The organism is Alteromonas sp. G5_S2_22_S1, assembly GCF_054968525.1.
This window is the reverse complement of the sequence record NZ_JBQKUJ010000005.1, coordinates 186,253-212,453: the sequence shown is the minus strand read 5'-3', so window position 1 is coordinate 212,453 and position 26,201 is coordinate 186,253. Positions and strand designations below refer to the sequence as shown.

Below are 26,201 nucleotides of genomic sequence, written 5' to 3'. Positions count from 1 at the left end.
TGTAAACCCTAGGTCCTCTATAGCATTATGCCGACGAGATGTATTGTCATTTAATTGTCATAAGAACAACAAAAAGACAACAACTATAACCGTATGGGACACCCGTTTTATGAAACAATTTAAACCCAACCTAATTAAAGCTGCGCTTATTTCAGGCGGTATGGCGTTTGGTAGTGCACCAGCATTTGCACAAGATGCAAACACTGATGCTGTTGATGAAGCAAATCTTGAAGTAATTCAAGTGAGCGGTATTCGCGGCAGCTTACAGCGTGCTCAAGCAATCAAAATGGATAACACCTCAATTGTTGAAGCGTTATCAGCAGAAGATATTGGTAAGCTACCAGATACCAGTATTGCAGAATCAATCGCACGTCTTCCTGGTGTAACTGGTGAACGTCGTAACGGTCGTACAAGTGGTATCTCTGTTCGTGGTTTTAACGAGAACTACGTTGGTACGTCACTAAACGGTCGTGAACTTCTAGGTATGGGTGATAACCGTGGGGTTGAGTTTGACCTTTATCCAACGGAAATCATTTCAAACATTCTGGTATACAAAACACCAGAAGCGGGCATGACTACCCAAAATATCGGTGGTTCAATTGACCTTCAAACGGTTAAGCCTCTAACGGCAGAAAGCACGTTTACCGTAAACGGCACGTTCGAAAAGAATGCTGAAGACTCTCCAAACCCAGATTTTGACAACGACGGTCACCGCATTTCTGTTAACTTTGTCGATCAATTTGCCGACGATACCATTGGTTTAGCGTTAACTGTTGCGAGCATGGAGTCGCCGCGCCAGGAGCAATACTTCCGCGGTTGGGGTTATGCAGATGTCGGTTTTGATAGTGAACTACGTGATTTGGATTCAGTGGAAGTACCTGCTGGAACTGTAGTCCTTGGTGGACATGACTCATTCCAGCGCTCAGCGATGCTTGAACGTGATTCAATAGCGGCAGTAGTTGAATGGGCTCCAACTGATAAATTGAATATTCAGCTAGATGCTCTTTACATCGACTTTGTTGAAAATGATGTGCGCCGAGGCGTTGAAGAAGGTGGCCCTGAGTGGGGCCCTAATCCGTATGTAATTACCGGTGTTGAAAATGGGCTTGTAACGAGTGGCTATACAAATGGCTTTTATAGTGTCGTTCGAAATGATGCGCGTCAACAAGATGCTGACTTAACAACGGTTGGTGTTAATGTCGAGTATCAAATTAATGACTCATGGACAGTAGAGCTAGACTACTCCACTGGTAAAGTAGAGAAAGAGATCATAGAGGTAGAGAGCTATTCTGGTGTCGGTCGTGCCGGTATTGACGGACGTCCCCTTACTGCACGCAGTTGGGAAATGACGTCTTCTGGCGTACTGTTTTCTGACCACCCAACCATTGCACCGGTTGACCTTACCGACCCAACACTTATTAGCCTTGCAGGTCCGCAAGCCTGGGGAGCACCACCTTTACTAGAGTCTGACGGACAAGACGGCTTCGTAAACCAACCGTTTTTTGAAGAAGAGCTTGATACCCTTCGTTTCGACGTTAAGGGTTATGTAGATTGGGGTGTGGTAACAGGCCTTTCTGCAGGTGTTGTTTACTCTGACCGCTCAAAATCTAAAGATAACAATGGTGCATATCTTACAGCGCCTTCTTATCCAGATGATGCAGCAATTCCCGATGTGCTTGGTGTAACTAACCTTAATTTTATCGGCATTAATGGTGTGCTTGCATATGACTCACTGGCGTTATATGAAAGTGGATATTACATTGAAAACGATGCGAGCCGTGTTCAAAATGACCGTCTAGGTGATACTTACACCGTTGATGAAGAACTACTTACTTTATACACCAAACTAGACCTAGAGATGGAATTTGGTGATATTTGGGTGCGCGGTAACGTAGGCCTGCAAGTAGTAAGTGCGGATCAAGAATCTACAGGCTTTGCTACTACATCAGATACAGTAGGGTACACGATTGCAAACCCTATATCGGGTGGCACTGATTATACAGATGTGCTTCCAACACTTAATTTATCTGCAGAAGTTGCTGAAGGTCAATTTGTACGCTTGGGCTTAAGCAAAGTAATTTCTCGTCCTCGTATGGATGATATGCGTCCGAATACACAAGTTACATTTGCTTTCAATGACGGACAGATAACTAGCGATAGGCTTGAAAATGGCCCATGGAGTGGTAGTGCGGGCAACCCTGAGCTGCGACCACTTGAGGCTAATCAATTTGACTTGGCGTACGAAAACTACTTTGCGGATACGGGCTATGTGGCTGTGTCTTTCTTCTATAAGGATATAAAAAACTGGCATCGCGACACTTCAATTGTAGAAGATTTTAGTGAATTTTATATTCCAGATTTGCACAAAGGCTCTGAAGGTCAAACTCCAGTGCTATTTGAGGGGCAAGTTAACCGAGTATTGGATGGGTTCGAGGGGTTTGTGCGTGGTTACGAACTTCAGGGTTCACTACCCTTTGACATGATCCACAATTCACTCGAAGGTTTTGGCTTGTTCGCGAGTGCAACCTTCATGGATGGTGAAGTTGACGCGGCACCTGGCCAAACTGAAACACGTATTCCTGGCTTGTCTGAAGAGTCGTACAGTATGACTTTCTTTTATGAAAATGCTGGCTTTGAGTTCCGTTTGGCTGCAACAAAACGTGATCAGTTCCTGACTGAGGAAAGAGGTACAAGTCTTGCGCTTGTTGATGCAACAAAGCAAGGCGGTACGCTTGTTGATGCACAAATTGGCTATGACTTTAGCGAGTCTGGTATCGAATATCTAGAAGGCCTACGTGTTACTTTACAAGCACAGAACCTGACCGATGAAGATGATATTCAAGCGTCCGCGGCTGACGGCCGTCAAATCACGCAGTTCCAAACTTATGGAACGAACTACTTGCTAGGATTTAACTACAAGTTCTAATTTCTTCGTGTGTGTAAAGCCACCTGCTGCTTTTTGTTTTAGCTTGTGCTAAAAGAGAGAGCAAATGGTGGCTTTTCTTTTTGTATGAAAGGAACCCTTCAAAATTTTTGGTACGAATTGCGAGAAGTTTATGCAAGATCCTCATAATAAACCGATAAAGCGTGTAGTGATTGCCGGCGGTGGAACGGCTGGTTGGTTAGCTGCATCATTAATGAAAAAGGTGTTGGGTAAAGCAGTTGATATTACTCTGGTTGAATCTGAAGCGATTGGTACGGTCGGTGTTGGCGAAGCTACCATCCCCCCAATACGCCTAGTAAACCAAGTGTTAGGTATCGACGAAGCACAGTTTCTTCATGATACTAAAGCAACGATAAAACTTGCTATACGGTTCGAAAATTGGAAAACGAAGGGTGAAAGCTACTATCACACCTTTGGTGCGCCGGGCAAAAGCATGGCATTTTGTCATTTTCATCACTATTGGGTAAAGGCGCGCCAGCAAGGCCTAAAAGACGACCTGTGGGATTTTGACCTAAATTACCATGCCGCTGAATCGGGACGATTTGCGCAGATAAATGCCAAAGACCCAGTCGTTGAGCTACCTTTCGCCTATCATTTTGACGCCAGTTTATACGCTCAGTATTTACGAAAGCTGAGTGAAAATATGGGGGTTGTACGCAAAGAAGGTAAAATTTCACGTGTTCAACGTTTTACCGACAGCGGTTTTATTCAAGCACTTCACTTAGAAAGGGGGGACGTGGTTGAAGGGGACTTATTTGTTGATTGCACGGGCTTTAAGGGGCTATTGATAGAGGAAGCGCTGGGCGCTGGCTACGACGATTGGTCTCACTTACTTCCTTGTGATAGTGCCATTGCTGTACCGTCTGAGCGACATGAAAAAACCGCGCCTTACACGCGCTCTATTGCCCACGATGCGGGTTGGCAATGGAGGATCCCACTGCAACACAGAAATGGTAATGGCCACGTATATAGTTCACGCTATATCAGTGATGATCAGGCCTGTGAAACCTTGTTGTCAAACTTAGATACCAAACCATTGGGCGACCCTAAACTGATAAAGTTTACGACGGGCAGACGACGTAAGCAGTGGTACAAAAACGTAGTAGCAGTAGGTCTATCAAGTGGATTCTTAGAGCCACTTGAATCTACCAGTATTCACCTCATTCAATCTGCAATTGTTCGCTTAATTCAGTTGTTTCCCCACAACGGCTTTGCACCGAGTTTGGAAACGGAATATAACAAGCAGTCTGAATTAGAGTTTGAACAAATCAGAGATTTTCTTGTTTTGCATTACACCGTAAATGAGCGAACCGATAGCGCCTTTTTCAATGATATGCGAAATATTACTTTACCCGATTCCCTTGCACATAAAATTGCGTTGTTTAAAGAAAGCGGAAATCTGCTACGAGAACAAAATGATCTATTCCTTGAAAGCTCATGGCTACAGGTCTTGTACGGTCAGGGGATTACTCCTAAGGATTATCACGGTCTGGTAAACAGTGTGCCTGAAGTTCAGTTAAATCAAATGTTAACAAGGTTGTTGGAAATCAAAAAAGAGCCCATTGCTAAGTTGCCGACACATGACGAGTATATAAATGGGATGGTTGCAAAGTATAAGCGCGCAATGAGTTGAATAATTTCATATGGTTAGAAGTGCTGCGAACGAACGCATTAGCTAACTAAACAGGTAAAGGATAAAGCAGCCAAAAGGCTGCTTTATTCGTTTTTAAGGATGAATTGTTACAATTACGCTGGTTTTTTACTGGTAAATTAAAAATATGTTGCGCCGATGTAAATGAATACGTATGCATAGCATTGCTCCCTTTTTATACAAAACAGTAGTATTTGGTGTTGAACCATAAGAGGCATTTTTGGGGGTGGTAGTCCTAAAAGTGTCGATAATAAACAAGGAATGGGACACCAATGAAAACATTCAAACCCAGCACTATCATGGCGGCCTTGATAAGTAGTGGGGTCGCGTTTAGCGCAGCTCCTCTTTATGCCCAAGAGTCACCAGACACCTCAATAGACGAAGTTGAACGACCACAAGAAGATACCCTAGAGCGTATTGAAGTACGTGGTTTTAGTACCAGCTTGATCCAATCACTAAACCAGAAACGCTTCTCCGATACGGTTTCTGAACAAATATCTGCAGACGATTTGGGCGGACTTCCCGATGTGTCGATGGCGGATGCACTGACCCGCTTGCCGGGTATCTCTGCGGTAAGAACCGGGGGGCAAGCCGCGCAGATAAACATTCGTGGTCTATCCGGTGACTTTGTGTTTTCTACATTAAACGGTAGAGAGCAGGTATCGACCAGCGGAAGCCGGGCAATTGAGTTTGATCAGTATCCTTCAGAGCTTATTAGTGAGGCGGCGGTTTATAAATCTCCCAAGGCATCGCTTATTGAGGGGGGTATAGCGGGTACGGTAGAACTTAAAACTGCATCACCACTTGCCATTGAAGAGCAGCATAAATTCAGCGCCAACATGCGTGGCATGTACAACGATAGAGCGTCAGAGGTGAGTGATGCTACAGAGTATGGACATAGACTGAGTTTTTCATATCAAGGTAAATTCCTTGACGATACGCTAGGTGTATCACTAGGTTATGCTCGTTTATTCCAACCGAGCGTTTCTACTCAATTCATTGGTTTAGCTTATAACGGTCAAGTTGATGTAGACGGACTTGAAGGTGATATAGACGGGCCAGCAGATTGCCCCAATTGTGAACTCATTTCAGAAGGCTTTGAAATGCAGCACAAGGGCGGGGAAGAGACTCGCGATGGTTACGTTGCCGCGTTTGAATGGGCACCTATCGATACCTTTACACTTAAAGCTGATGCTTTTATCTCGAAATTTGACTCCGAAGCCTTTGCACGTGGGTTTCGCGTTAATCTAGGTGGAATAAACGCTGGTATAACTAATCCTGTAGTAGTAAACAACAGCGTAATTGGCGGCACATTTTCTCGTGCAGACAACAGCTTTACCCGTGTTGAGTTGGTAAACGACGACAATCAAGATTTCGACAGTGTTACCAACTTGGGCGTGAATGCTAGTTGGGAGATATCGCCAGATTTAGCGGTTCAGTTTGACGTCTCCCGCTCAAGTGCTGAAAGCGACTTTAGAAACGGCTTACTGTGGTCGCTTGTTGGCGAAGACGCGACAGCGGCAAACCCCGTGTTCGACGAAAACGTTCAAATTTCTTATTTGCTCAACGGACTAAACTTACCTGATATCGGTTTTAATCAAAGTGATGCTTTTACAGACTTAGACCGTGTAATGGTAAGTAAATACGGCATTTATCCGTATGAAAACAAAGATGAGTTAGACGCCTATCGCGTAGACTTCCAATATTATGTCGATGTGCCAATCATTTCAGGCTTTGAATTTGGCTATCGTTATTCAGACCGGGAATATAACAATGACCGCTCTGTGTTTGAATACGGCAATGACAGTGCATTTTCAGTCAGCGAACCGCCACTTCAGTTAACTTCTGATATGGTCGAAGAGGTAAATTGGAGCGGTGATTTTGGTTATTTTCCAAGTTATCTTTCCGTTGATCTAGACAGTGCACTTAATGCTTGGTTTCCAAACGGTAGGCCACACCCTGTTCAAACGTGGGGACCTGGCGCTGCCGGCGTTATTAATGGTCCAGGTACAGGGCCAGCTACTGCGTGGACGCTACAAGAAAGTGGCGATGTATTTGAAACTGTGAATTCTGCTTACTTGATGGCAAACATTAATACAGAAATTGGCAGTATTCCTGTTACAGGTAATGTTGGTGTTCGTTACGTTAAAAGTAAACAAAGTTCAACGACGCTACAGCGTGCTACTCAGTTAATTGAAGACCTTGAGACCGGAACGTCGGTTGAAGTTAGTGACCCTACGGCTGGTGCACAAAACATTATCGACGATGTTGGTCTTATTAATAACTTCTATCGACCGGCGCTACTAAGCCACGAATACTCGGACGTACTGCCATCGATTAACCTGAATTTCAAACTTACTGATGATACTCAGCTTCGTGTGGCAGCCGCGAAGGTGATGGGCAGGGCGCCTATCAACCGTTTCGCTGCGAATGCGTCAACCACTATTGAAACGGTCACTGCTTTCCAGGACCGAGACTCTGGTGAGATTACCTTGTCTAATCCTACCGCAAGAGTTAGCGGGAATGCGCGAAACAGCCCGTATTTAGAGCCATTCTATGCAACTCAATACGACGTTTCGTGGGAGTATTATTTCTCAGATACGGAAGGCGCATTAGTTGTCGCTGGCTTTTATAAAGACATTGAATCGTTCGTAGAAGACATCGAAATAGAGCCTTATGATTTTGAAGCAAACGGCATTGTAATTCCTGACAATGTAAGTGTGCCGGTTTACTTGACGCCAGAGTTTGCAGGACAGGAAGCCGAACTAGCGCTTGATGAAAATGGCGACCCTATCTTTATTACCGTCCCTACTGAAAATGGTAGCTACAGCACAGCCGTAAACAATGCCGAAGGCGGCTATATTCGCGGTTTAGAAATCGCCTATACGCAAATTTATAGCATGCTGCCTGGTATGTGGTCAGGCTTAGGCGTTAGCGCAAGTTACTCTTACACCGAAAGTGAAATTCAACGCACGCTAGGTGATGACGTGTATGCCGCTAACTTACCAGGTCTTTCTGAAAACGTTGCTACGCTAACCGTGTTTTGGGAATACGAAGGTTTTGAAACTCGCTTGTCTAGCCGATATCGCGACGCATTTGTTTCGCAGCAAGTAGCGGTAAACGATCAGGTGGTTAATTTTGATGAAGAATTGGTTATTGATTACCAAGCGTCGTACGAGATTAACGACAATTGGAGCGTACTATTTCAAGTTAACAACCTAACAGACGAGCCAACGAAGAGCTATTTCTCATCAGAAGAGCAAACCGGCACTATCCAATACTTTGGTACGCAATATTACCTAGGGATGACATATCAACTATGAAAAACAGCATCTTAGGTAATTTATTTAGCAACACGAAGGAATATTCGGTTGCCAAAAGTAGCGAAAAAATTCAGGAGAATTCTATGTTTACTAAAAAAAGAGTAGTGCGCGCTGCGTTACTCGTAGTAGGCGCATATACACTTGCAGGTTGCGGTGGCTCGGGCGTAGAGTCGGGCACGAACGATCTGCTTACCTGTGAGGTTCCAAATGTACCTAATTCAACCGGTACGGCTTGTGAACCGCCACCACCTATTCAATGCGATGCGCCGCTCGTACCTAATGAAGCGAACGATGCATGTGAAGCCGGTGCTGATCCAAGTTTACCTGCACCTGTATTTACCCCTTCATCTAATCAAGCTGTACTTTATTATAATCGGGCTGCTGTTGACGCTGATAACTCAAGTAACGATGCAGCTTATGAAGGCTGGAGACTACATACTTGGAACAATGACGAGTGTGATGCTTATGCTGACGCAGACACGGATTGGGCCAACGGTCGCATTCATAGCGGTATCGATCCTAACTATGGTGCGTATTGGATTCTAGACCTTAAAGAAGGGTATGGAAGCTGTCACAATTTCATCATCCACAAAGGCACTGACGATGCCGGAAAAGAAATGGGGGGCGGAAACTTCCAGGGTTCTTTAGTACAAGATGATGAAACATTTGTACGCATGAATTTTACCCTCTCTGGCGAGGCAACCATATTCGAGTTTCCTATCATGTCTCTTGGTCCTCAGCCTGTTGATATCGAGGGTTTTGGCGCGCATTGGTTAGATGCCAACACTATTTTATGGGACGTACCTGAAACCGTTTCAGAGGTGAAACTTCACTATTCAGCAGAGGCTGACTTAGAGAGTACGCTGGAAGAGGGTATTAACGGTACTCAAGTAACGTTAATGAGTACAACACTTACCGAAGAGCAATCTGCCCGTGCGCCGCACTTATCTGCTATGCAGGCTTGGGAAGGCGACTGGTCGGTTGAAGATGCTAAAACCGTGTTGACGACACAAGCCGTAGTAGGGGGTTACGATGCTGACGGTGCGCTTGTTGTTGCGACCGGGATCCAACTGGCTAACGGAATAGACGCACTATATACGCTCGGTGAAGACGATGCTGACGAAGCTCAACTTGGTGGTATCTACTCTGATACAGGTATTACTGCCGCATTGTGGGCGCCTACTGCTTCAAATGTTGATCTTCTGATTTATAACGACAACAAGACATTAAGCCAACGTATTGATATGGTTCGCGATGATACGTCTGGTGTCTGGCGTCATGAAGGCGATATGTCCCTTGACCGTCAGCTTTACCGTTATGAAGTTACCGTCTATCACCCTATTACGGGGAATGTAGAAACGCTGCTTGTTACAGACCCATATTCTGTGTCACTAAGCACAAACGGCCGTTTCTCTCGCTTCGTAAATCTAGCTGATGATGATTTAAAACCACAAGGCTGGGATACTCATACTATTCCGACGGTTGAAAATTATGAAGATGCAGTCATTTACGAAGGGCACGTTCGTGACTTTAGCGTACGTGATATGTCTACGTCTGAGGAAAATAGAGGTAAATACCTTGCCTTTACTGAAGAGGGCACAGCACCGGTTGAGCACCTTAAAAAGCTTGTTGAAGCAGGGCTTACTTACTTCCATATACTCCCAGCAAATGACATTGCAACCATCGATGAGGATCCAACAAAAACGGTAGATTTATACGATACGGTAGGCAAACTGTGTCGCTTAAATAGCAGTGCTGCTGTATGTGAAGAAGAAAGCGCTGATGCATTGCTAATTGACGTTTACAACGGTTACGATCCTTTATCTCAAGCGGGTAAAGCTCAGCAGCTTACTAATGATTTACGTAATCTAGATACATTTAACTGGGGCTATGATCCTCATCACTTTAACGCGCCGGAAGGCAGCTATGCGTCGAGTGCAGAGGGTGTAGAACGCATTGTAGAAATGCGCGCCATGATCCAAGCACTTCACGAGATGGGGCTACGTGTTGCACTTGATGTAGTCTATAACCATACCAATGCGTCGGGTGTTTTCAGTAAGTCAGTATTAGACAAAGCGGTACCGGGCTACTATCACCGATATGAAGTGGATACGGGTGCGATTGTTCGTGAAACGTGCTGTGATGACACAGAGCCTCGCAATGTCATGATGGAAAAGTTCATGGAAGACTCGCTGCTAATGTGGACTGAGCATTATAAGTATGATTCATTCCGTTTCGACATCATGAGCCAAGCTACAAAAGACACTATGGTACGCTTGCGTGATGCAGTCCAAGCTATCGATGCTGACAACTATTTCTACGGTGAAGGCTGGACTAAAATAGACCGCGGTTACGAGCAAGCGAGCCAGCTCAATATGGCTGGTACCGAGATTGGTACCTATAACGACCGTATTCGCGAAGCTATTCGCCAAGGCGCTATCTTTAGGCCGGAAGATGAAGGGCTATTAAGCGCGCAAGACCGTGTAAAAATGGGCATGATCGGAACGTTAAAAGACTATGTTTTGGAGACGTCTTCAGGAAGTGCAGGCGCTACCAGTAACTTAGGCGGCTATGCAGAAGATCCTGCGGATATCATTAACTACGTGTCGAAGCACGATAATGAAACATTGTGGGATCAGTTAAACTACACGCTTCCACAAGATATTACTCTAGAACAGCGGGTTCGTGCCCAAAATGTAGCAATGGGTATTAATCTAGTGTCTCAGGGAATTCCATTTTTACAAATGGGCGGCGACATGCTTCGCTCAAAATCAATGGATAGAAATACCTATGATGCGGGCGACTGGTTTAACTACGTCGATTTCACCTACGAAACGAACAATTGGAACGTAGGTTTACCGTTGGCACAAGACAACGAAGCCCGTTGGGAAGAAATGGGTGAATTCATTTACAATCCAAATCGCGCGGCCTCAATGGCAGATATAATGTTTGCCTCTGATGTGTTTGCAGAATTGCTTAATATTAGAATGACAAGTCCGCTGTTTAGATTAACCACCGCTGAAGACATCATCGACCGTATAGGTTTCCATAATATTGGCGAACGCCAGCAGCGTGGTCTTATAGCGATGAGTATTGATGACGGCATATCTGAAAACAGCGAAGTACCTCGCCAAGATTTAGACATGATGAATGATGCGGTTATGGTGCTAGTGAATACAGGGTATGAAGAGAAGTCTATCACGGTAAACACAGCAACAGGTTTTTCGCTTCACGCCACACAAATGAATTCTGTCGATGCTGCGGTACGCGGCGCCACATTTGTAGAAGGTGAAGATGGTAATGGAACCTTTACCGTTCCTGCACTAACTATTGCTGTGTTCGTAAAACCACAGTCTGGAGCCCAAGGTTATGGACTATCAGCGTATGCCACGTCTGGTGCGCCTGATGTTGTTCCTTACGGCGACACCATCGCTTACCTGCGTGGAGATATGAATGGTTGGTCAACGGATGATGCATTTGCCTATCAGGGTGACGGTAAGTACACCGTAACAGCTACACTTGAAGGTGGCGTTACATATGGATTCAAATTCGCATCTGAAGATTGGAGTACAGTGAACTTTGGCGCAGCGGATGGTGAAGAAGGTACGGTAATAGCGGGTGAAGAAAAGGTTCTTGCACGTACTAATACCAACCTTTCATTTACACCAGCGACGAGCGCGACCTATCTGTTTACTATTGATGCGACTGATAGCGAAGCACCAATCCTTATGGTTGAGAACGAAGAGCCCTATGTTGGCACACCAGTGTATCTTCGTGGTGCAATGAACGACTGGGGTACGGCTGAGGAGTTTGCTTACCAAGGCGGACGTGTTTACACTTTCTCTCGTGATGTTGAGCCAGGGACTTACGAGTTTAAGGTTTCTTCAGAAGATTGGAATACCGTGAACTTCGGTGCGATCTCAGCCGATGATTCAGATCGCAACCTTGCGCCTGGTCAGACATTGGGACTCGCCGCCACTAACGACAATCTTATTTTGAACATTGAAACCGCAGACCGCTATGTGTTCGTATTCAACGTCACTGATTTAGATGCGCCAACCATTGGTGTATTTAAAGAAGCGTTTTGGGGCGACACTCAAGTTTATATTCGTGGTGGTATGAATGGCTGGGGAGCGGTCGATATGTTTGAATATCAAGGAGAAGGTGTTTATACCGCAGACATTGAATTGAGCGCAGGTAGTATTGAATTCAAAGTAGCTTCTGAAGACTGGTCGACAGTAAACCTTGGCTGTCCGAACGATGCAGCAAGCAACGTAGTAACGCCTAGCGAGCCGAAAATACTTGGCGCAAGTAACAATAATCTCATGATTGAAGTTGCGGAGTCTGGGCTTTATGAATTTAAAGTGTCAGGCCCTGATGGAAATGCGCCAACGTTAACGATAACGATGAAATAAACGACCTCGTTATGAAAAAATTGTAAAACCGCGACATCGTTCGCGGTTTTTTATTTTGGTACCTCTTTTAACATGGCACATCTCTTGTACTTTGAAATTCTGTAAAATCATGTAGGATGAAGTTTGTCATAGGTGGTCTTACCAGATAAAAGCGTATTTCAAAAGGAGATGGAAAATGAAAAGTGCACTGGTAGTAGAAGGGGGCGCGATGCGTGGCATATTTGCAGCTGGCGTACTCGATAAATTTATGGAGCATGATTATTACGCGTTCGATTTCACCCTGGGGGTTTCGGCGGGCGCAACTAACCTCTCTACGTATGTATCTAAAATGCCGGGTTTGAGTAAAACCATCATTACTCAATATGCCACCAAACGAGAATTCTTCAGCCCATTACGCTTCATCAAAGGCGGGCATATGACGGATGTCCACTGGCTTTGGCATCATTCAAAACAGTCTATGAATATCCCTGCACCTGGCGAGAAAAGCTGCATGCCCTTGTTTGTTGGAATTACTAATGCAGACTCTGGAGAGTGCGAATATATTCAAGCGACAAAAGATAATGTAGACGATTTGATGGTGGCATCATGTGCGTTACCAACGGCGTACCGCGATGAAATAACCATTAACGGTACGCGTTATTTAGATGGTGGTGTCGCTGACGCTATTCCCGCTATACAAGCGTATAAAATGGGGGCGAGAGATATTACTGTAATCTTGTCTCAACCCGTGGGTTTCACGAAGCCTGAAGTTAAATCGCCATGGTTGATGCAAAAGATGTACAAAAACCAACCCGCATTGCTTGAAAAAATGCTGCAACGGGCCTCCATTTATAACGACACCCTTGCGTTTCTTAACAGCCCTCCTAGCGACTGTACCATTCGCGTAATTGCACCCGATGAGGCGTTTTGTGTAAAACGGTTAACCATGGACAAAAAGAAACTTTTAAAAGGTTACGGGCAGGGTAGGCGTATGGCAAGGCGCTATCTTAAGCTTTCAAGTGGGAACGGTTTTAGACATCAAAAAAAGGTAGCGTTGTAAAAGCAACCTATCTTTATCAATTATTTGTGTCTGCAAACAGCAACAAATCGAACAAAAGCCCACGTTTCTACTGGGCTTTTTTGTTAACGTTAAAAAATTTGCTATTTTTCAGATTCTTACGATGTTTCTTTTTTGCAACAGCTGCGGGGAGTAAGTTGCTTTAACGTGTCTGAAGTGAATTATTCTTAAACGTATCACCGCCTACTTTCCTTAAATTTTCCCTCGAATACTAACCGGCTGCCTACTTTTAACGCTATTGCGTTGAAAAGACTAAACCCTAAGCCTCTGATCTCATGACTATTTACATAATTGTCACCGTGTAGGTATGTAAAGTTTGCACGCATTGTGTAATTCTTTCATTAACTTGGTCTGCAAATTGCTCAATACGATGTGTATGCACACGTGAGAAATGTCGCGAAGTAATCTGACATTAAAAAATTAGCTTCTCGTCTCGTTGTAGCCTTAAAACATAAGAACAAGTAGAAAAATGGGAGAACGTGGGGCCTTCTTATAAAATCGGTAAAAATAGCGCGATTAGCGCTTATCTAGGCTTTAGAGTGTTGAAAATGCGCTGTTTTAGAGAGCGCTTATTATACTTAAGGTTACTTTTTACGCGTTGATCTAGAAGCATTAAGTCATACGTGGCACTATCAAAATTAAATAAGAAAAAAACAAAAAACGTGCAAATAAAAAATCAAAAAATATCAATTGGGTTAGTGAACCCTAAAAATCCAGTAAATGTTGCATCAATTCTACGAGCGGCGGGTTGCTATGGCGTAGCGAGTGTATTTTACACAGGCCAGCGCTATCGCTTCGCTAAGGATTTCAATGCAGACACTAAAGCGTTTCATAAAACCATTCCAACGATAGGTGTAGATAACCTGCGCGATGTTATTCCGCAACATGCGTCTGTCGTTGCAGTGGAGTTAGTAGAAGGCGCAACGCCGCTTCCCTCATTTGAGCATCCGGAAAATGCGTTTTATTTACTTGGTCCGGAGGATGGAAGTATTGGTGAAGACATCTTGTCTTGGTGCGATCACGTCGTGTACGTGCCCACCTATTCGTGTATGAATTTAGCGGCCACTGCAAATGTATTACTGTATGACCGCTTAGCGAAGTCTGATTATGTAAGCGGGGATGCGCTTATCAGACAAAGCCGAGATACCAATAACAAAGCAAAAATAAATTAAACGTTAACTAAAGGCTGTCGTTGCGACCAGGAAGTTACCCACAAGCCTAATAACAAATTAATTCAGGGGAACTTTACATTGAAGATAAGAACAGTGAATGCAATGCGTGCATTTAACGGTGCTGTATTAAGCACATTAAATAAACTGCCTACGCAACTTTCAAAAGTGCTTCCAAAACGACTTTCGCTTGAGCAAAGTATTTCCGATTTCTTCTTTAGCCGTTATGAACTAGTGATTGCTAACGAAGAAAGCGAAAAGCAAGAAAGTTATAAAACACGGCATAAGGTTTATTGTGAAGAGATGAACTTTGAGCAAACCAATGCTACTGCTCTTGAAAAAGATAAGTTCGACGACCGCGCTATAAACTGCTACATCAAACATCTTCCAACAGGGGAGTGCGCAGGTACAATACGTTTAGTTTTACCGACCAATGCTGGTCTTTCACTTCCCTTAGAAGAGAAATGCAAAGATGCATTTAAAGACGGTACGTTACTTCCCTCTAATTTAGCACCGCAAAGTGTATGTGAAATATCGCGTTTAGCGATACCAAGAGAATTTAGAGTACGCCAGATGCGCTCTAAGATTTTGCCCTCAGAGAAGTTAGAAAAAGCTAAAAAGAAAAGTACTACATCGTTTAACCTAGAACATTTTCCCTATCTTTCTATCGCGCTTTATTTAATGGCAACCAGCGTATGTCAGCACCTAAATGTAGAGCATGCCTATGTACTTATGGAGCCAAAGCTTGCGCGACGTATGAAAGCATTTGGTATTCATTTTGAGCCTGTGGGTGAGGCTATTGAGTTTAATGGCAAACGAATGCCATATCGATTGTCGCCTAGCGTGCTTCTTGAAGAGATTGCAAAGCCTTTAAAAGGTTTTCATATGAAGATTCACAATAGACTACAAAACGCCCTTCAAGCTATGGATACTTCACTGGTACCAACTGTACAGTATACACCGCAACCCCTACGCGTTGCGCACGCAGCCTAGTTAGTATTTAATATCTAACAGCAGAAGCCGCCTACACTGGCGGCTTTTTTAGTTTTGAATACGTATGCATGTTTTTTAACAAACGGTTAACGCGTATCCTGTTGGCATTATTAATAGTTACTATGATGATTACAATGCCAAGAATTCAACGTCGTTTTTGTCTCAAACCATTATCTTTTGTTGTGCTTTCCATTGGACTGGCTGCGTGCTCAGGTCCATCACCCTCTCAAAAGTCAGTAGCTGGAGAAGCGACCTCGACAACTGCTAACTCAACGCAAAATGCAGAGATGATTGCACCTAATACTTCTGACAAAACACAGGGAAAACCGGTTGTATACCAGGTTTTTACTCGCTTATTTGGCAATACTAATAACGCTAACCACCCCTGGGGTTCGATAGAACAAAACGGAGTTGGAAAGTTTAGTGATTTTACGCCCCAAGCGCTGGCAGCGATAAAAGCCCTAGGTACTAGCCATGTTTGGTATACAGGTATTCCGCACCACGCCGTTATTAACGACTATACCGCGTTTGGTATTTCAAATGATGACCCAGATGTGGTTAAAGGCCGCGCAGGTTCACCTTATGCGGTTAAAGATTACTACAATGTTAACCCCGACCTTGCCGATGATCCGGCCAAGCGTTTAGAGGAGTTTGAAGCTCTCATTGCCAGAACGCATGATGCGGGAATGAAAGTTATCATCGATATTGTGCCTAATCACGTGGCCCGCGACTATGAATCACTGTCAGCCCCAGAGGGAGTCAGCGACTTTGGTGCCCATGATGATACCTCTGTGGAATATGCCCGCGACAACAACTTTTATTATGTTGTTGGCGAAGCGTTTGAAGTTCCTGATGGCGGCGACTATAAGCCCCTTGGTGGTGACAGTCATCCCTTATCCGATGGCAAGTTTGATGAGTTTCCAGCTAAGTGGACGGGTAATGGGGCACGTGCCGCTCAGCCCGATATTAATGACTGGTATGAAACCGTTAAGGTTAATTATGGCGTAAGGCCCGACGGTACATATGATTTCCCAACCCTACCTGAAGGTTTTAGCGAAAAGTCTTTTGCGGAACATGCGGCGTTCTGGGAAGGAAAAGACGTACCGGATTCCTGGTACAAGTTTAGAAATATAGCGCATTATTGGCTCGATAAAGGGGTAGACGGGTTTCGCTATGATATGGCCGAAATGGTACCCGTTGAATTTTGGTCATTTTTAAACAGCAGCATAAAACAAAAGGCGCCAGACGCCTTCCTGTTGGCTGAAGTTTACCAACCAGATAAATACCGTGCTTATATCCAGCAAGGTAAAATGGATTATTTGTACGACAAAGTAGGTTTCTACGATACGTTGAAAAAGATTATGCAGGGCAGTGGTGCAGTAAGTGATTTGGTCGCTATCCATGAAGAAGTTCGCGATATTGCGCCACATATGCTGCATTTTTTAGAAAATCACGATGAACAGCGCATAGCCAGCCCAGATTTTGTCGGCGACGCTGACAAAGGAAAACCTGCCTTAGCCGTAAGTGCACTAATTAGTAGCGCTCCTACCTTGCTTTACTTTGGACAAGATGTTGGTGAAGACGGTAGCGAAGAGACTGGGTTTGGCGATCCAACACGAACCACTATTTTTGACTATGCAGGCGTACCGGCTCATCAACGTTTTATGAACAACGGCAAATTTGATGCAGGGCAGTCAACAGAGAAAGAAAAAGCGTTGCATCGCTTTTATAAAGACGTCATGAACATCGCTACAAGCAATAGCGCAATTACTGGGCGTTATCAAAGCCTGCATGCCCTGAACCTAGGCGTTGAAGGATCTGCGTATTCTGAGCAGCAGTTTGCGTTCATAAGAGAGAAAAACGACCAAGGTTTTATTGTTATTGCTAACTTTAGCGATAACGCTACAGGCCCTATTTCACTGACAGTACCGGCTTCTGCGATAGAAACCGCGGGCAACAAGCTTGAGCTTAAACCTTTACTTTCTCATGACGGTTTAACGCTTGAGCAGGGCGAGGTGAACTACCGCGCTACAACAACGTTAGACGCGTTGGAAACCAAGGTGTTTGCTTTTTAAGCAAGCTCCGTAAGTTTCATTAAGTTAGCGCAGGCGTACAACGTGGAAGGCTATTGTTTTTTACATGGTATTTTGACCAGGTATTCTTAAAAGGTCTTCGGTGAATACGTATGCAGAGCGTTGGTATGAATAAGTGTACACGGTAGTATCTCGATATAATCTTGTACTTAACGTATTTTTAACATTGGTGTTCATGTGTTCAATTTTAACAGCGTAAGCCATTCTATTTGTTTAAACCGCTATCGCGCGTTACCGTTAATTCTCACTTCGGCTATTTCACTAGCCGCGGTTCCCGTTTATGCATTGCAGCAGGGTGAAATTGAAGTATACCCACCTAATTGGTGGGCAGGTATGCAAAATCCCGAAGTCGAGTTGATGATTTACGGTGAAGACGTAGCTGATGACGCCGTCTCTCTTGCTACGGGAAATGTAAAAGTTAGCCGAGTTAAGGCACTTGATAGTGAAAACTATCTTTTCGTAACGCTTGATACTTCAGGCGCCCAGGCGCAAGACCTCGTGCTTACATTGACTGACAATGATAGAAGCCAACGTACGGTGCATTACCCGCTTGAAAAACGCAAAGAAGGCTCTGCATCAAGAAAAGGCTTTGGACCAGAAGACGCTATCTACCTTATTGCACCTGACCGCTTTGCAAATGGTAATACCGCAAATGATAATGTTGACGGTTATCAAGATAAGGTAGACCGCCAATTTAAAGGTGGCCGTCATGGCGGCGATATCCAAGGTATCGTGGACAACTTAGATTACATTAAAAGCATGGGCTTCACGCAGATTTGGACCATGCCTATGCTTGAAAATGCGATGGACAAGTACAGCTACCATGGCTATTCAACCACAGATTACTACAACATTGACCCGCGCTTTGGTTCTAATGACGCCTTTATAGATTTCAGTGAAAAAGCAAAATCCGAAGGGGTTGGCGTTATCATGGATATGGTGCTTAATCACATCGGTAGTAATCATAAGTGGATGGAAGATACGCCATCAAAGGATTGGATCAATAATGAAAGAAAGTTCGTCGGCACCACCCATAAACGAGAATCTCTGCACGACCCTCATGCCATAGAAAGCGATATCAAAGGGTTTAGCGATGGGTGGTTTGTGCCTACGATGCCAGATTTAAATCAACGCAATCCACACTTGGCGAACTATTTAGTCCAAAATGCTATTTGGTGGGTAGAGACTGCAGATTTAAGTGGTATTCGTGTAGATACCTACTCTTACCCTGATAAAGCGTTTTTAAGTGAATGGACAAATCGCTTAATGGACGAATACCCTAACTTTAATATCGTGGGTGAAGAATGGTCTGTAAACCCCGCAATCACGGCCTATTGGCAAGCGGGTAGTCAGCGCCACGATGACTATGATAGCGCGCTACCATCCGTGATGGATTTTCCATTGCAGGCTGCCGTTGTTAAAGCATTAAATAGCGATGAAAGTTGGAACTCTGGTTTTATTACGGTTTATGAAACCCTGGCTACCGACTTTTTATATGGCGACCCGAACAATCTGGTTATCTTCCCCGATAACCACGATATGAGCAGAATCTATACGCAACTTGGACACGATAAAGCCAAGTGGAATATGGCGATGACTTTATTGCTTACAACCCGAGGGATCCCACAGGTATTTTACGGAACGGAAATTCTAATGGGTAACGAAGGCAGTGACGATCACGGTATTATACGCTCTGATTTCCCTGGCGGGTGGCCTTCAGATAGTGATAAAAACGCCTTTACGGGTAAGGGGCTTAATAACGATGAACGTTGGGCTCAGCAGCGCATTAAAGCCTTATTGCAGCTGCGCCAAACATACCCGCAACTATTTCAAGGCAAGTTAAAGCACTATGCGCCCGTTGACGGTGTTTACACCTATTTTCGAGAGGCTGAAAAAGGGGCTAAGCGCAGTGCCCAATCAGATAACGGAAACAATGTTGAAAAAATCATGGTAATTCTTAACAAGAAAGCGGTAGATTTGCCTTTATCGACCTACACAGAAATGCTTAAGACCAACGATTCGATAACAAGAATAAGTGACGGTAAAACGTTCAAGTCAACAGATACCATAAGCCTGTCTGCTATGTCAGCTAATGTTTTCATTGTGCGTTAACGGTATCCATTAAAATAAAACAATAAATAGAGTAAAGTATGCAAGCAACTCAACCACGCCTTTCTTTTTGGCAAATATGGAACGTCAGTTTTGGCTTTCTCGGTGTTCAATTTGGTTTTGCACTGCAAAACGCAAATGTTAGTCGCATCTTGTCAGACTTAGGGGCCGATTTACACTCACTCTCTCTTTTCTGGCTTGTAGCGCCCATTATGGGGCTTATTGTACAGCCCATCGTTGGTTCAGCTTCAGATAGAACCTGGAACCGTCTAGGCAGACGCCGCCCATTTATTCTAGCAGGCGCTATTGCAGCAGTATTGGGAATGATTCTGTTACCAAACGCCCCGCTATTTGTGGCGTTTCTTGCGCCCATGCTAATGGGGGCATTGATGGTGGCACTAATGGACGCATCGTTTAACGTGTGCTTCCAGCCATTTCGCTCGTTAGTTTCTGACATGGTACCGCCGTCGCAACGCAATGTTGGGTACTCTATCCAATCGCTACTTATCAATATTGGCGCTGTTATCGGCTCTATTCTTCCTTTTGTCCTAACGAACGTCATTGGTCTTGAAAATACGGCACAAATGGGGCAGGTTGCTCCTTCCGTCATTTGGGCGTTTTATATTGGCGCAACAGTGTTGTTAGGTACTGTCATTTGGACCGTGATCCGCACTAAAGAATATGCACCCGAAGACTACAATCGTTACAAAGGCCTTAGCGAGACAGCTTCTGTAACAACTGAAGAGAAAAAGGCGCCGCTAGGGCAGCGTCTGGCTGAGTTTTTTACACTGGTAAAAGACATGCCAACGACCATGAGGCAATTAGCTGTAGTGCAGTTTTTCTCTTGGTTTGCACTGTTTATTATGTGGGTTTACACCACGCCAGCCATTACGCAACATATATGGAACGTAGATAAGCAATGGTTTGACCCTACTTTTATCGCAGCAGCGCCAGTTGTGCCGGAAGCGATAGTTATGGCTAAAGGTGCCGCAGGTGATTGGGTGGGGATCTTGTTTGCTGCCTATTCTGTGTTTGCCGCCATATTTTCTATTTTTCTTGCAAAGCTTGCAGATAAATTCGGTCGTAAAACCGTTTATGCCGGTTCCCTCGCATTAGGCGGTATCAGCTATGTAAGTTTCCTGCTTTTCCAAGACTTAAACATGGTAAACGTTAACCTACTTATCACCGAAGTAACGGTGCCGCTTGGCGCTGTTAAGTTACTTATTCCGATGATAGGTGTAGGTATCGCGTGGGCGGCCATTTTAGCGATGCCATACGCTATGCTTGCGGGTGCACTACCTGCAAATAAAACGGGCGTTTACATGGGAATATTTAATTTTACCGTTGCAGCGCCACAGATTGTCTCGGGTTTAACAGCTGGATGGATTTTAAGTAGCGTCTTCGATAACGATGCTAAATACATCATTGTTGTAGCGGGTGTGTCTATGTTGATTGGAGCTGCCTCAGTCTTTTTTGTAAAAGAAGCCGATAAGCAAGACCTTGAAGCAGCAAAGGGAGCGTAATATGAAATTTAATCGGACAGCTATCGCGTTGACTGTAGCAGGTGTACTTTGCTCAGCGTGCGCAAGCACTGTAAATAATGAAGTAAGGTCAAAGGTTGCCGCTGACCGTATTGTCGGTACGGACACGCCGTTTGCCAGTGAAGCGGTGTACTTTGTTGTTACCGACCGATTTGTTGATGGCGACCCTTCAAATAACCATGAGACACAAGGTGGGGAATACCCCACTTGGCAACTTCCGCTTGAAGGCCCTGAGGGTAAAAAAGCGTACGTGGGCTACATGGGCGGAGATCTAAAAGGCATTTTAAACAATGCTGATTACATCAAGGATATGGGTTTCACTGCAGTGTGGATGACGCCTGTTCACGATAACCCTGATTACGCCTTCAATGGCGATGAACCTATTACCTATGGTGGCGCCTTTAAAGACGGTGGCAAAACAGGGTATCACGGTTATTGGGCAACAAATTTCTACAAAGCCGACGAGCACCTTGTTAGTGATGATTTAAGCGTGAGGGATTACACCGCTAAAATGAAGGCTAGCGGGTTAAAATCGGTGTTTGATATCGTGGCAAATCACGGTACACCAAGCTTTACGATGGAGGAAGACTTACCTGGGTACGGTGAAATTTATGATAAAGATGACAACTTGGTTGCTGATCATCAAAATTTACCCCCTCAAGAATTAGACCCAGAAAACAACCCGCTTCACCGTTTTTTTCATGACTATCCTGATTTGGTAAAGCTGTCGAACCTTGATGATGAGAACCCTGAAGTTCGTGATTATCTCATAAATAGTTATCTATATTGGATTTCACAGGGCGCCGATGGCTTTAGAATTGATACGATTAGACACGTTCCCCACGCTTTTTGGCGAGAAGCTTCCGATAGAATTAGAGAGCGTTACCCAGACTTCTTCATGTTTGGTGAAGCGTTTGATTACGAGGCCAATAATATTGCTCAGCATACACTGCCAAAAAATGGTGGGGTAAGCGTTCTTGATTTTCCGATGCAAAAAGCCATGGTCAGCGTATTTGAAAAGCCACTGGAAAGCGATTTTGCTGATTTAGAAAATGCGTTACATCTTACGCATGGACCTTACCATAACCCGTACGATTTAACGACGTTTTACGACAACCATGATATGGCGCGTATCAACGCGACGGACAATGGTTTTATTAACGCACACAACTGGTTATTCACGGTAAGGGGAATACCTGTGGTATACATGGGTTCTGAAATCGGGTTTATGCGCGGCACTGCAGAACATGCAGGGAACCGTAATTACGTAGGGCAAGAAAGGTTAGATGCAGCGGTTAATCATCCTATTCAACAAGCCTTAACCGACATAGCAAACGTTCGTAAAAATACGCCTGCTTTACAACGTGGTATTCAGGTAAATGTAGCGCTTAGCGGGCACACGGCAGCGTTTTACCGAGTGATTAATACGGAAGAAAGCCAGCAAACTGCTCTGGTTCTGCTTAATAAAGGCGATAGTGCACAGACGTTTAATGTTAATCAATTCATCCAGTCGGGTAACTGGGTTGAGCAGTTAACGGGGCGCGAATTAACCATTGCTGAAGGCGGGAAATTAAGCGCTACTGTTGAACCAAACGGGGTGCAGGTGTGGCTGCGCGAAGGGAAGGTTGAGAACGAGGCACTGCTTGCTCAAATTAAGTATCAGCTATCGCGTCAGTAAAGGTCTGTTATTTTTTATTACCTTGATGTTATCGCGTGACGCCCATGCTTTAACGAACATTCAGGTGATACTCACCTGATTACTGATACAAAAAAGCCCCGATAGACATTTTTCGGGGCTTTTTATATTCGCTACGTCACTATTCAATAACGATAACTAACGGTCAACTCAACTGCGCTATTCGCTACCACAAGATTGGCGAATAATAATATCAGCAGGCATTAAGTAATCTTCTACCTCTTCATTATTAATAGCTTTAAGCAGTGTATTAACAAGTAATTCGCCGGCAAGCTTCGTATTTTGCTGAACCGTGGTTAGCGAAGGCGTGGTGTATGCTGACACCGCAATATTATCATACCCCACCACGGCTACATCGTCGGGTACATTGACTTTAGCTTGCCTAAGCGCCCTAAGCACGCCCATAGCGATAAGGTCAGATGCACAAACAATAGCTTGAGGCAGCGCTTTGTTTTGAAGTAGCGATTTTATGGCTTCTGAGCCTGCATCTTCTGTTGAATTCGCGTTTTCTTGCACACTATTTTTATCCAGGCCATGAGCCATAAGGGTTTCAAAATATCCGTTATAGCGCGCTTTGAACTCGGGGGCATGTTCACCATTGTCACCAATAAAAGCAAACGAGCGTTTACCTAATGCAATCAGGTGTTCAGTGATGCTTTGACCACCTTGGTAGTTGTCACACCCAATGCTAACGCCCGGGTGGGCTTCATCAGGTGCACCCCAGCGAACAAAGTGCGTACCTTGAGATTCAAGCTGTGCAACTTTGTTTTGGTAGTCGGTGTAGTCACCATAACCCAACAAAATAATGCCGTCAGCTTTATTAGAATCTTCGTATTCTGCGTGCCAGTCATCTTCTAAGTTTTGAAAAGACACGAGGAGGTCATAGTTAGCCTGAGCGCAGGCTCGAGTAATACTGCCTAGCATTGCCAGAAAAAACGGGTTGATCATTGAGTCATCAGACGTTGGGTCTTCAAACAAGAGTAAGGCAATTGTACTGCTCTTTTGCTTTCTCAAGTTACTTGCGTTCTTATCAACTTTGTAATTGAGTTCCCTAGCAATACGCTGAACGCGGTCACGAGTTTCTTGATTAACCAACGGGCTATTATTAAGTGCCCGAGAAACGGTTGACTGTGAAACCCCTGCCAGATGGGCAATGTCAAAAGAGGTTGCTTTTTCTTTCATAAATACCATGATTTGCTGCTACGACTTTGTTGTCGCTGCACGTAGATTACCATATTTTTCTTTTTACGCGCGCTTTTTGAATGCCGAAAGCGGGAATCGTAACGCAATGGCAAGCAAAGGCGTAGTGTACCTGTGTGGCTTATCAACGCGGTGCATACATTTACTCTTAGGTTTGCTGGATCGCTGCTAATTCAACCACTTGTTATGCTTCTTTGAATAAAACATGGTTGAACCAATTGTGACAGTGTTATACTCAAACAGATTTTGAAATTATACGTGCATAAGGGGAACCTGCGAATGGCCGAGACTGAACACCGTCCGACCAATTTTATCCGTCAGATTATTGATAAAGACCTGTCTAATGGTCTGCATGACGCTATTAAAACTCGATTCCCGCCGGAACCAAACGGGTTTCTTCACATAGGCCATGCTAAGTCTATCTGCCTAAACTTCGGTATTGCAGAAGACTACACCGGGTCTTGTAACCTTCGCTTTGACGACACTAATCCAGCGAAAGAAGACATTACTTTCGTTAACTCAATCAAAGAAGACGTAACCTGGCTTGGGTTTACGTGGGATGGCGAGGCGCGCTATTCATCAAACTATTTCGATCAACTTCACGCTTATGCGGTTGAACTTATTGAAAAAGGCTTAGCCTATGTAGACTTTTCTGCGCAAAACGTTATGCGTGAAATGCGTGGTACGTTGAAAGAGCCAGGCCAAAATAGTCCTTATCGCGATACAGACGTGGAAACAAACCTTAAAGAGTTCGCCAAAATGACAGCAGGCGACTACAAAGAGGGCGAGTGTAGTTTACGCGCTAAAATAGACATGACATCGCCATTTATGTGTATGCGCGACCCTGTAATCTATCGGGTTAAACACGCTCATCACCACCAAACAGGTGATAAGTGGTGTGTCTATCCGATGTACGATTTTACCCACTGTATCTCTGACGCCATTGAGGGTATAACACACTCTTTGTGTACACTAGAGTTTCAAGATAACCGTCGTCTTTACGACTGGGTAATTGAAAATATTTCTATCGACTGTACGCCCCGTCAATACGAATTTTCTCGTTTGAACTTGGAGTACACGGTATTAAGTAAACGTCGTCTTATTCAACTGGTAGAAGAAAACCACGTAAGTGGTTGGGATGACCCGCGCATGCCTACAATTGCGGGCTTGCGTCGTCGTGGTTACACACCGGGTTCTATTGTTGAGTTTTGTAAACGAATTGGCGTAACTAAAATGGACAATATGGTTGAGATGTCCATGCTAGAAGCCTGCATTCGCGATGACTTAAACGCTAATGCGCCACGTGCTATGGCGGTACTTGACCCAATAAAGCTCGTTATCGAAAACTACGAAGAAGGGAAGACCGAAACACTCGTTGCGCCAAATCACCCTAACGATGAAAGTATGGGTACGCGTAACATTGGCTTTAGTCGTGAGGTTTACATTGAAGCGGAAGATTTCCGTGAGTCGGCTAACAAGAAATTCAAACGCTTAGTGTTAGAAAAAGAAGTACGACTACGCAACGCCTACGTTATTAAAGCTAATCGGGTCGAGAAAGACGAAGAAGGGAACGTTACCACAGTATATTGTACTTACGATCCTGATACATTAGGTAAAGATCCAGCCGATGGCCGCAAGGTCAAAGGCGTTATTCACTGGGTAGATGCGGCAACCGCACAAGCGGCAGAATTTAGACTTTATGACCGCTTATTTAATGTGCCAAACCCAGCGGCAGAAGAGAACTTTACCGACGCAATTAACCCTGAATCTCTCGAAGTTAAGCAGGGCTGGGCAGAAGCTGGCTTAATTGGAAATGTGCCAGAAGTAGGTGCATGGCAATTCGAACGCACGGGCTACTTTTGTGTAGACAAAGACAGTACTGATGCAAAACCGGTGTTTAATCGCACTGTCGGCCTAAGAGACACATGGGCTAAAATAGGCGAATAATCTAGTTATATACGCCACATGTATCGGCTTCATTGTTAAAAAAAACCGCTTAAGCTAGCTTAA

The 26,201-nt window shown here is 44.4% G+C and carries 13 protein-coding genes; 12 read left to right on the top strand and 1 reads right to left on the bottom strand.

What is annotated here, in order from left to right:
• The first annotated feature begins 109 nt into the window (after positions 1-109).
• The 11 genes from ACTRWF_RS08010 (at position 110) to ACTRWF_RS07960 (ending at position 22,973) form a co-directional block, all read left to right on the top strand.
• Positions 110-2,926, top strand: coding sequence for a TonB-dependent receptor (locus ACTRWF_RS08010; RefSeq protein WP_278384200.1), 2,817 nt, complete (start codon positions 110-112; stop codon positions 2,924-2,926).
• A gap of 130 nt (positions 2,927-3,056) precedes the next feature.
• Positions 3,057-4,577, top strand: coding sequence for a tryptophan 7-halogenase (locus tag ACTRWF_RS08005; protein WP_462835347.1), 1,521 nt, complete (start codon positions 3,057-3,059; stop codon positions 4,575-4,577).
• Positions 4,578-4,867: 290 nt separating this feature from the next.
• Positions 4,868-7,918 carry a TonB-dependent receptor gene (locus tag ACTRWF_RS08000; protein ID WP_458724173.1) on the top strand — a complete coding sequence of 1,017 codons (3,051 nt, stop codon included), beginning with the start codon at positions 4,868-4,870 and terminating at the stop codon, positions 7,916-7,918.
• 83 nt (positions 7,919-8,001) lie between these two features.
• Entirely contained in the window at positions 8,002-12,333 is a 4,332-nt protein-coding gene (locus ACTRWF_RS07995) for an alpha-1,6-glucosidase domain-containing protein (protein WP_462835346.1), read from the top strand.
• 175 nt (positions 12,334-12,508) lie between these two features.
• Positions 12,509-13,372: a patatin-like phospholipase family protein gene (locus ACTRWF_RS07990; RefSeq protein ID WP_015067215.1), complete on the top strand. Its 864-nt coding sequence runs from the start codon at positions 12,509-12,511 to the stop codon at positions 13,370-13,372.
• Positions 13,373-14,052: 680 nt separating this feature from the next.
• Complete coding sequence (locus tag ACTRWF_RS07985) at positions 14,053-14,562, top strand: RNA methyltransferase (protein ID WP_041912888.1); 510 nt, start codon at positions 14,053-14,055, stop codon at positions 14,560-14,562.
• 78 nt (positions 14,563-14,640) lie between these two features.
• Positions 14,641-15,552, top strand: coding sequence for a PEP-CTERM/exosortase system-associated acyltransferase (locus ACTRWF_RS07980; RefSeq protein ID WP_462835345.1), 912 nt, complete (start codon positions 14,641-14,643; stop codon positions 15,550-15,552).
• 125 nt (positions 15,553-15,677) lie between these two features.
• Positions 15,678-17,627 (top strand): alpha-amylase family protein, encoded by a 1,950-nt coding sequence (locus ACTRWF_RS07975; protein ID WP_020744918.1) that lies wholly within the window; start codon positions 15,678-15,680, stop codon positions 17,625-17,627.
• Positions 17,628-17,822: 195 nt separating this feature from the next.
• On the top strand, positions 17,823-19,757 hold the full coding sequence (locus tag ACTRWF_RS07970; protein ID WP_462835344.1) for an alpha-amylase family glycosyl hydrolase: 1,935 nt from the start codon (positions 17,823-17,825) through the stop codon (positions 19,755-19,757).
• A 38-nt stretch (positions 19,758-19,795) separates the two neighbouring features.
• Positions 19,796-21,277, top strand: a complete 1,482-nt coding sequence (locus ACTRWF_RS07965; protein WP_015067220.1) for an MFS transporter — start codon at positions 19,796-19,798, stop codon at positions 21,275-21,277.
• Between the two features lies 1 nt (position 21,278).
• A complete protein-coding gene (locus ACTRWF_RS07960) occupies positions 21,279-22,973 on the top strand; it encodes an alpha-amylase family glycosyl hydrolase (protein WP_462835343.1) in 1,695 nt (564 codons plus the stop codon).
• A gap of 177 nt (positions 22,974-23,150) precedes the next feature.
• On the opposite strand, the gene ACTRWF_RS07955 is transcribed toward ACTRWF_RS07960, so the two are convergent.
• Positions 23,151-24,173 (bottom strand): LacI family DNA-binding transcriptional regulator, encoded by a 1,023-nt coding sequence (locus tag ACTRWF_RS07955; RefSeq protein ID WP_015067222.1) that lies wholly within the window; start codon positions 24,171-24,173, stop codon positions 23,151-23,153.
• 297 nt (positions 24,174-24,470) lie between these two features.
• On the opposite strand from ACTRWF_RS07955, the gene glnS reads away from it, so the two are divergent.
• Entirely contained in the window at positions 24,471-26,138 is a 1,668-nt protein-coding gene (gene glnS / locus ACTRWF_RS07950; RefSeq protein WP_462835342.1) for a glutamine--tRNA ligase, read from the top strand.
• Positions 26,139-26,201: the final 63 nt, after the last annotated feature.

Bases quoted from the DNA above. Each gene is read 5' to 3' on its own strand.
- ACTRWF_RS08010 (WP_278384200.1), top strand. From the start codon at position 110: ATGAAACAATTTAAACCCAACCTAATTAAAGCTGCGCTTATTTCAGGC.
- ACTRWF_RS08005 (WP_462835347.1), top strand. From the start codon at position 3,057: ATGCAAGATCCTCATAATAAACCGATAAAGCGTGTAGTGATTGCCGGC.
- ACTRWF_RS08000 (WP_458724173.1), top strand. From the start codon at position 4,868: ATGAAAACATTCAAACCCAGCACTATCATGGCGGCCTTGATAAGTAGT.
- ACTRWF_RS07995 (WP_462835346.1), top strand. From the start codon at position 8,002: ATGTTTACTAAAAAAAGAGTAGTGCGCGCTGCGTTACTCGTAGTAGGC.
- ACTRWF_RS07990 (WP_015067215.1), top strand. From the start codon at position 12,509: ATGAAAAGTGCACTGGTAGTAGAAGGGGGCGCGATGCGTGGCATATTT.
- ACTRWF_RS07975 (WP_020744918.1), top strand. From the start codon at position 15,678: ATGATTACAATGCCAAGAATTCAACGTCGTTTTTGTCTCAAACCATTA.
- ACTRWF_RS07965 (WP_015067220.1), top strand. From the start codon at position 19,796: ATGCAAGCAACTCAACCACGCCTTTCTTTTTGGCAAATATGGAACGTC.
- ACTRWF_RS07960 (WP_462835343.1), top strand. From the start codon at position 21,279: ATGAAATTTAATCGGACAGCTATCGCGTTGACTGTAGCAGGTGTACTT.
- ACTRWF_RS07955 (WP_015067222.1), bottom strand. From the start codon at position 24,173: ATGAAAGAAAAAGCAACCTCTTTTGACATTGCCCATCTGGCAGGGGTT.
- glnS (WP_462835342.1), top strand. From the start codon at position 24,471: ATGGCCGAGACTGAACACCGTCCGACCAATTTTATCCGTCAGATTATT.